This window comes from Coleofasciculus sp. C1-SOL-03, from assembly GCF_040220555.1.
Taxonomy (GTDB): Bacteria; Cyanobacteriota; Cyanobacteriia; order Cyanobacteriales; family Coleofasciculaceae; genus Coleofasciculus.
Genome location: NZ_JAVJUO010000156.1, coordinates 1 through 7,579 on the forward strand (window position 1 = coordinate 1; position 7,579 = coordinate 7,579).

8 protein-coding genes and 1 pseudogene are annotated in these 7,579 nt (G+C 47.8%); 5 read left to right on the forward strand and 4 right to left on the reverse strand.

Going from position 1 to position 7,579, the window contains the following annotated elements; genetic code table 11:
• Positions 1–288: 288 nt before the first annotated feature.
• Positions 289–966 carry a tRNA (adenosine(37)-N6)-threonylcarbamoyltransferase complex dimerization subunit type 1 TsaB gene (gene tsaB / locus RIE73_RS25275; RefSeq protein WP_446403800.1) on the reverse strand — a complete coding sequence of 226 codons (678 nt, stop codon included), beginning with the start codon at positions 964–966 and terminating at the stop codon, positions 289–291.
• A gap of 3 nt (positions 967–969) precedes the next feature.
• Complete coding sequence (locus tag RIE73_RS25280; RefSeq protein ID WP_446403801.1) at positions 970–2,517, reverse strand: serine/threonine protein kinase; 1,548 nt, start codon at positions 2,515–2,517, stop codon at positions 970–972.
• A gap of 76 nt (positions 2,518–2,593) precedes the next feature.
• Between RIE73_RS25280 and RIE73_RS25285 the strand changes: the two genes are divergently transcribed.
• From RIE73_RS25285 to RIE73_RS25300, 4 genes and pseudogenes are all read left to right on the forward strand, one after another.
• Positions 2,594–2,755 (forward strand): hypothetical protein, encoded by a 162-nt coding sequence (locus RIE73_RS25285; protein ID WP_446403802.1) that lies wholly within the window; start codon positions 2,594–2,596, stop codon positions 2,753–2,755.
• 249 nt (positions 2,756–3,004) lie between these two features.
• Entirely contained in the window at positions 3,005–3,694 is a 690-nt protein-coding gene (locus RIE73_RS25290) for a hypothetical protein (RefSeq protein ID WP_446403803.1), read from the forward strand.
• 165 nt (positions 3,695–3,859) lie between these two features.
• Positions 3,860–4,069: pseudogene (locus tag RIE73_RS25295) on the forward strand (hypothetical protein); the annotation flags it as partial.
• A gap of 29 nt (positions 4,070–4,098) precedes the next feature.
• Positions 4,099–4,401, forward strand: a complete 303-nt coding sequence (locus tag RIE73_RS25300; protein WP_446403804.1) for a hypothetical protein — start codon at positions 4,099–4,101, stop codon at positions 4,399–4,401.
• Positions 4,402–4,467: 66 nt separating this feature from the next.
• Here RIE73_RS25300 and RIE73_RS25305 read toward each other — a convergent pair whose 3' ends face one another.
• Positions 4,468–5,043, reverse strand: coding sequence for a hypothetical protein (locus RIE73_RS25305; protein WP_446362103.1), 576 nt, complete (start codon positions 5,041–5,043; stop codon positions 4,468–4,470).
• A gap of 293 nt (positions 5,044–5,336) precedes the next feature.
• On the opposite strand from RIE73_RS25305, the gene tftA reads away from it, so the two are divergent.
• Entirely contained in the window at positions 5,337–6,695 is a 1,359-nt protein-coding gene (gene tftA / locus RIE73_RS25310) for a hormogonium tapered terminus morphoprotein TftA (protein ID WP_446403805.1), read from the forward strand.
• Between the two features lie 100 nt (positions 6,696–6,795).
• Here the strand turns inward: tftA and RIE73_RS25315 are convergent, their stop codons facing one another.
• A complete protein-coding gene (locus RIE73_RS25315) occupies positions 6,796–7,173 on the reverse strand; it encodes a response regulator (RefSeq protein WP_446403806.1) in 378 nt (125 codons plus the stop codon).
• Positions 7,174–7,579: the final 406 nt, after the last annotated feature.

Below are 7,579 nucleotides of genomic sequence, written 5' to 3' on the forward strand. Positions count from 1 at the left end.
ACGCACTAAGATTTTTACCCAGTAGATGCGTTATTGTAACAAATAGTCTCTACTGGAACCCTATAATCTTAAGTTTTCTAGGTTCTACCTGTAGGTCGTGCCGAACAAATAAATGCCGCCGTACCTGTTAGTATTATAGCCTTACTAAAGCAGGTTAGGACATTTCTACAGTGCCCTCTTGCCTGTTATCAGGTCATTATTGGGATTAACTTATGTCCTAACGTGTCTGCGTAGTGCTATATAGCCAAATTATTAATGTTTCGCTAACCCCATCTAAATCTTATGATTTTAGATGGGGACTGCGCTCAACCGTTGTTCAACCGGATGCTGTCCGTAAAACGGTAACGCCTCAGACCAGTGAGGACGCTTTCCTTGCTGCCAATCTACATAAGCCAACTCTAATACACTGGTGACACAAGTTCCTAAATTAACGGATACCTCAATGAGTTGATAGGGGAGGTTTTGATTGTCTAGGACGTGTTGCCAGATATCGGGTGTCATCACTGCATCGGGTACAAGCGGCGTCAAACTGGAACCCTGTGAAGATTGCTGATAGATGGCGGTATATAACTGTCCCCGTCGAGCAGGCATTTGTAGCGCGATCGCTCTTTTGTGTGAGGTTTCTAGCTGTTCTTTCCCTGGAAGCATGACTGACCAAGCCACGGCTGCCAGAGTGGAAATGGCAAATAACGGAATATCCAGTTGCTGTGCCAACGTTCGGGCTGTTACCACACCAATACGAGTGCCTGTAAAACTGCCGGGTCCTTGGGCGACGGCAATAAATGCCAAATCTGACCAAGTGTTTGGGAGCAAAAACTCACTCAAGTGCTGATGCAAGTGAGTCGATAAATCTCGTCCCAAATCCCAGGTAGCTGCACGAGGATCACTCTGAAAATTACTAATGGCTAATCCAAGTTGGGGACTGGTGGTATGTAGGGCTAAACCGTATTGGTTGTCATTTGTCATTTGTCATTCGTTATCATTATTTTCCTCAATGGTTTGGGGTTTTTTCGGTAGGGGAGCTTCTGGGGGAGCAGGTGCTGTTTCCAGGTTTTCTATGGGTTCGCCAACAGACTCAGACGGGGGTTCGCTGACCGATTCAGATGACTCAGCCGATTGGGGAACCTCTGGAGAGGGGGCTGGCGGTTCTGGCGGTTGAGATTGAGCAGGGGATGTTGGGGATGAATTAGGTGAAGGTTTAGGGGTTGAAGTTGACGATTTTTGCTCATCAGAGGAGGATGATTCTCCAGGAGTGGATGAAGGGTCTTCAGCAGTGGGTGAGGGAGAAGGTTCAACTGAATCTCTTGATTTTTTAGGGAATCCCGGAAAAGAGCGGCGAGAGGGTTTCTGTTCCTGCTCCGCAGCCGGGGCATTTTTGTCCTGCTTGGGTTCAGTCGTTTCCTCACTATCTTTAAGTTCAGTATCAGAGTTTAGAGGTTCCTCTGGGGATGAGGGTTCAGCCGCTGGTGGGGTCGAGAGATTGTGAGACTGATACCAAATTGTCCCCAGTCCGACTAAACCTGTAGCAATAACAGCACTCATTCCCAGTAAAACGGGAGAAACACCTAAGCGCCGATGCCAAGGCGTATATTGAGTAGGCTGGGACTCTCGCTGATGGATACTTGCCTGTGGGGGGGTTAACGCAACAGTGGCTTCGTTGGTTGTGGATACAGGATTGGAGGCGAATTCCTGGTTGGATTCAAAGGATACATCCGGTAACAGGGATAGCCATTCTGCTACCGATGAAGGGCGATAACGCGCCTCAATTGCCATTCCGCGCATTACAGCTTGATTCACAGCCGCACTGAGTTGGGGTTGGAGGTCACGGGGAGCTGGCATAGGTTGGCGTTCCCGGATCACTGCTGGTGTGGGGATTTGGGCAGTTAGCAGGGTATAGAGGGTGGCGGCTAAACCGTAAACATCAGAGGCTGGGGTGCGTTTTTCTTTGATTAAATACTGTTCTAAGGGAGCATAGCCCTCAGAGAGCATGTTAGTGTGGGTTTGGGTTGTGTTCAGGCTAAATTCCCGGGCAATGCCAAAGTCGATGAGGACAACTTGATGTGTTCCTTCTCGTCGGATGATATTGGCAGGTTTAATATCTCGGTGGAGTAAACCTTTTTGATGGACTACGGTTAAGGCGTCCCCAATTTGGCGGATGTAATGAATGGCGGTGGCTTCACTGAGGGGTTTGCCGGGATGTAAAATCTCTTGTAAGGTCTGACCGTCTACATAGTCCATTACCATGTAGGGCCACCCTGCTTCCACAAAGAAGTCACTGACTCGGACAATATTGGCATGGGTACACAAGGCGAGCCGTCGTGCTTCATCCTGGAATAGGCGCTGAAACCGAGAGCAGTCGGGGTTACGATGCATGGACTCGTCTAGGGTTTTAATCACCACCACCTGACCTAAATAGTGATGGGTGGCTTTATAGGTGATGCCAAAGCCCCCTCGTCCTAGTTCTTGCTCTAGAGTGTATTTGCCACCCTGTAGGGTTTTACCAACTAACGAGTTCATACACTGACCTGATGATTGGGAAAAATTGTCAGTTCAGAATTCACTTTAACTCAGAATTGATCGATTGAGGGATGAGGTGTCAGGGAATGCGAACGATGGGGGATATGGGGAAGCAGGGGGAGCAGGGGAAGCAGGGGGAGCAGGGGAAGCAGGGGGAGCAGGGGGAGCAGGGGGAGCAGGGGGAGCAGGGGGAGCAGGGGTTGTAGAGACTCCTCCGGTGGAACGTCCGAAGGGTTAGAGAATTCTGAGTTAACCCATAACTATGGGTGGGGATGGGTTAAGCTAGTTTCCCTCAGGACTTAGGCAATTTGAGTATTCAAACCTTATTTATAGTGGTAGGTGGGCATTGCCCACCCTACATATAGAAGAGTGTGCGTAAGTCCTGTCCCTATCTCCATCATGGAACTAGCACTTCGGATCAAGCACTTCGGATCAAGCCATTGTCGATGAGAAGTTTTAACATATCCCCCCTGAGAACGCGACATCAGTGAAGCAACAGAGTTTACGACAATGGTTTCGATGGCTGACTCGGTGGATTCGCCGCATCTTTCAGAAACCAGCAACGTTCCAACCAACGTTTCTGGTTCTTGAGCGTACCTATTCGGCTGATGAATCCATCGTGCTTTTGTCCGTCGAACGAGACGCGCCCGGTGCTGTAGGAACCTGGTATCTACTGAATCAACACAATCCCCGTCACAATCTGTTGATTACTCTTGACAACCTGGCGGCGATTCGATTGGCTCTGGATGCCAATTCATTTTCTGATAGGGATACGTCTATCTTGGAGCTATCGTTAGCCCAGGAAGACCAGATTTTTCGGACTCATCGGTTTAGTGTGCAGTGGATTATTAAATTGAAGAGTTCGCGCAAGGTTTTTCATTTGATTGGAACCTGGGATCTGGACCTGCAAGGTGATACCTGGGACCCTAATACCAGTGCATTTACCATTGGTCGTTTGGTGGTGCGAGAGGCGTTAAACTTACCGCCGCTTCCGGGAGTGTCGTGGCGTTTCCGGATGACTGAGTTTCCTTGGATTGAGAGTTTACAGAGCTATAGCAAGATGGTGTTGGGGGATAACCATAATTGTTATACCAAGAAGTTGAATCTGAAAGAACTCAAGGAACTTAGGGATGAAATTGAGCGGGGGCGAGGTGATAGAAAACGTCATAAATCATAACTTATAAATGATGATGTCAAGCTTTTCTCTTATGGACTATAACGACCTCTTAACCTTACACCAAGGCGTTCGCGTAAATTAGACGGGAACTTAATTCTGAATATATTCTCTCAAACCTCCCTTGACAACTAGCGTCCAAGCTTAACTTGTCACCAATGGGCGTAGAATTGGGAATCTCAGGATGAACCCGAACATTTGAGAACCATACGAGATCGCCTCCTCAATAGTAAGCGATCGGTTCGGCTACTAGAACTCTATCGACAAATTTTGGGTCAAGCAGAAGTCGCCTCAGTGGATAGTCCAGAAGAAAGGGAATTGATCTTTGACCAAAGTTGGGTTGTTCTGCACCTCAACCCAAACTCAAAGTGGGACTAGACGAATTTTGGGTAAGATCCCCGACTTCTTTGAGAAGTCGGGGATCTGGGATAACTGATCAGTTCCACAGTATCCATGTTGACCAAACCGAGTATTTGATTCATCTGTGTCGCTATATTCATCTTAATCCCGTGAAAGCTGGACTGGTGCAGCAGGCTGAAGAATGGGAATTTTCCAGTTATTTGGAATATGCTGGGTTACGCAAAGGAACGTTACCTAAGACAGAGTTGCTCAGAGCGCAGAGCGAAGGAGAGTTAACCTATGAACAGTTTTTAACAGATGGTGATTTGCCCAATAGCGTTGGTTTCAAACGACTGTTGCTGGATGAGTAAGATCCCTGGCTAAGATCCCCGACTTCTTCAAGAAGTCGGGGATCTGAAAGATATCAAAAGCAGGAACTAATCGGGGAAGGCGAATCCGGTTCTGGGATCGCGGATAAATAACCCTAGCACTAAAGAGTCCATCACCGTGTCCCATACAGGGTTCAGACGCTCTGCATCATCTACCCAGTAGTCAAATGTAATCAAACATTGAACGCCAGAACCTAACCCAATACAAATGCGGGAATAGGCGTCGCGGTTTTCGTTAGGGTCAATAAATTTGAATTGAGTCCAAACGATGCGGGCGGTTTGGCGCTTTAGTTCAATAATTTCGCCCTTCTCCGTTATATTCCGCTCATCATCTCGAACCACTCGCTTTAATAAAGAAACCAGGGGAAATTCAGCCCAGTCGCCTGGGGGCAGTAGATTATAGGACGCTTCTAAGCGACAATCATCATTTGGCGGTTTGTTGTCCAGAAACCGAAACGATTTGGTATCCGGTTCAAAATGCCAATCTTCGGGAACATCAAAGCGCAATGCTCCTCGCCCTGCTACGAAGATCCGATGTCCTGGCTTAGAAGTCCAGTTGTGGTCTTCTTTTAGCTCTAGGGTTTCCTTGATCCATTGGAGATTGTGCTTTTTGCGTTTAGCCATAGCCGATCGCCTAGATGAAAACCACATTTAACTTATTATGACAGATGGTAACACTATCCCCGGTTCCTAGAGATGGTGCATGAGAGCAAAAGTAAGCTGGGGAAGCTGGGGGAGATGGTTAGTTACAGCGTTTTCTGTGTAAGTGAGCTACATAGATCCCCGACTTCTTGAAGAAGTCGGGGATCTGGCGAACAAAAACTGATACGCTCATGCACTAGCCGAAAGACGGCGAAATCCTTATTCTGGATTAATGGCAGTGAGTGCGAATGATCAGTGCTGAGGACAAGTAACTAATGGGACGAATCTTTATTTCTGCCGGACACGGAGGAATTGAACAAGGGGGACGCGATCTAGGGGCGATCGCAGGCGGTACAACGGAAGCTCAACAGATGATTCTGCTGCGGGATCAGATTGTCCCGGAGTTGCGATCGCGTGGCTTTGAGGTTCTCTCTGTCCCCGATGATTTGAGTTCCACTGAATCGATCCAATGGATTAATGCGCGTTATCGTCCCGGCGATGTGGCGCTGGAAATTCATGCAGGTTCTTCCCCCAATCCCAGTGTCCGAGGGACGGCGGTTTACTACATCGCCAATAACACTGAACGCAAAAATCATGCGGAACTGATCCTCCTCGCACTGCTGCGACGTCTTCCCCAATTGCCCAACCGAGGCGCGAAGCCGGATACGGCGACAGGGATGGGGTTTCTGGCGTTTACCCGCGATACCATCCTTCCTTCGCTGCTGATGGAGGTTGGCTATCTTACCAATCCAGAGGATCGGTTTATTATTCAAAATCGCCGCCGCGAGATGGCGTTAGGAATTGCGGATGGACTAGCGGCTTGGAGTCGAGCGGTTTCGGGAACGGAACCGGGAGGAAATGGAACGGATGTTACCTATCCTTCGATTAATATCAAGATTAATAATCAAACCTATGGAGAGCAAGGCATTATTGTTAATAACAATGCCTATATTCCGATTGACTTAGCCGATCGCTTGGGTATCGATTTAAGCACAGTCCCAGGAATTCGCCGCCTTCAGTATCGAGGAGTGGTTTACGTGAAAGCGATTGAATTGCGAGATTATGATGTCTCTGTCGGTTGGGATGCAGCGACGCGCACGGTAATTTTGCGCTCAATTTTACAAATTTGTCCGGGTCAACTTGACCGGATTATGGCACATGGGAATACGTCAGAAGTACAGTTAATGATGTTCCTCAAAGCCAATAATGAAGACGCCCTGGCTCAGTTTCCCGACTTACCCAAGCTTTACCGGGAAGAAGCCGCCATTGAAGGGGTGAATTATGATATTGCGTTTTCTCAAGCCATGGTGGAAACAAATTTCCTCCGTTTTGGTGGCGACTTGAAACCTAGTCAAAATAACTTTGGCGGTTTAGGATCAGTCGGGGGTGATCCGGAGGGGGCGACATTCCCCAGCGCCCGATTAGGCGTTCGCGCTCATATTCAACAATTAAAAGCCTACGCTAGTTTAGAACCCTTGGTACAAGAAGTGGTGAGTCCCCGGTTTCGCTTTGTCACTCGTGGGATTGCACCCCTTGTCCAGCAGTTGAGCGGACGGTGGTCAGCTAACTTGAAGTATGGCGATCGGATTATGGCTGTTCTCCGCCGTCTCTATGAATCAGCCGGCTTTTTCTAAGGGTGAGTAGTCCTCAAACCTTTACGAATGACATCAGACATAAGACATAAGACAAATGACGATCTCTACCGTTAACTTTTGTTGTGTCCACATACTTACATTATGACCAGCCCAAAACTTTAGTTACTTCCTTAGTTAGCGTCATTGGGTCAAAGGGTTTAGGAATAACTCCAACAATACCTAACTGATTAAATTGAGTGATGTCGTTGTTAAACACTTTTGCCGTGAGTAAAATTACGGGGATGTTTTGAGTGCTGGGAGAGTTTTGCAACTCTTTCAATAGGGTTAACCCATCCATATCCGGCATCATTACGTCCAAGAGAATCGCATCAGGTTGTTCTGTTTGGGCTAAGTGTAGTCCTTTCTTGCCGGATTCAGCCGTGATTACTTGCCAGTTGCCAATCGTTTCCAGGCAAGCTTGGATTACTAAACAAAGATTGGGTTCATCGTCAATGACTAGGATACATTTGGTAGACATAAATCGAAATAGTTTTCAGGTTTGATTGTGTAAAAGCAGGTTTAATGATTTTTAATGATTATCGTTATCCCAGTCCCAATACCCCATTGGTTTTATTGTTAATTTATCGGTGGGTAGGGCGGGTTTTGTTGTTCATTGATCGGTGGGTAGGGCGGGTTTTGTTGTCCATTGATCGGTGGGTAGGGCGGGTTTTGTTGTCCATTTATCGGTGGGTAGGGCGGGTTTTGTTGTCCATTTATCGGTGAATAGCGGACTTTAGTCCCTAAACCCGCCCCTACAGATTCCCTAAACCCGCCCCTACAGATTCCCTAAACCCGCCCCTACAGATTCCCTAAACCCGCCCCTACAGATTCCCTAAACCCGCCCCTACAGATTCCCTAAACCCGCCCCTACAGATTCCCTAAAC

Excerpts from the sequence above, each read along its gene's own strand:
- RIE73_RS25305 (WP_446362103.1), bottom strand. The coding sequence starts at position 5,043 with ATGGCTAAACGCAAAAAGCACAATCTCCAATGGATCAAGGAAACCCTA.
- tftA (WP_446403805.1), top strand. The coding sequence starts at position 5,337 with ATGGGACGAATCTTTATTTCTGCCGGACACGGAGGAATTGAACAAGGG.
- RIE73_RS25280 (WP_446403801.1), bottom strand. The coding sequence starts at position 2,517 with ATGAACTCGTTAGTTGGTAAAACCCTACAGGGTGGCAAATACACTCTA.
- tsaB (WP_446403800.1), bottom strand. The coding sequence starts at position 966 with ATGACAAATGACAACCAATACGGTTTAGCCCTACATACCACCAGTCCC.
- RIE73_RS25315 (WP_446403806.1), bottom strand. The coding sequence starts at position 7,173 with ATGTCTACCAAATGTATCCTAGTCATTGACGATGAACCCAATCTTTGT.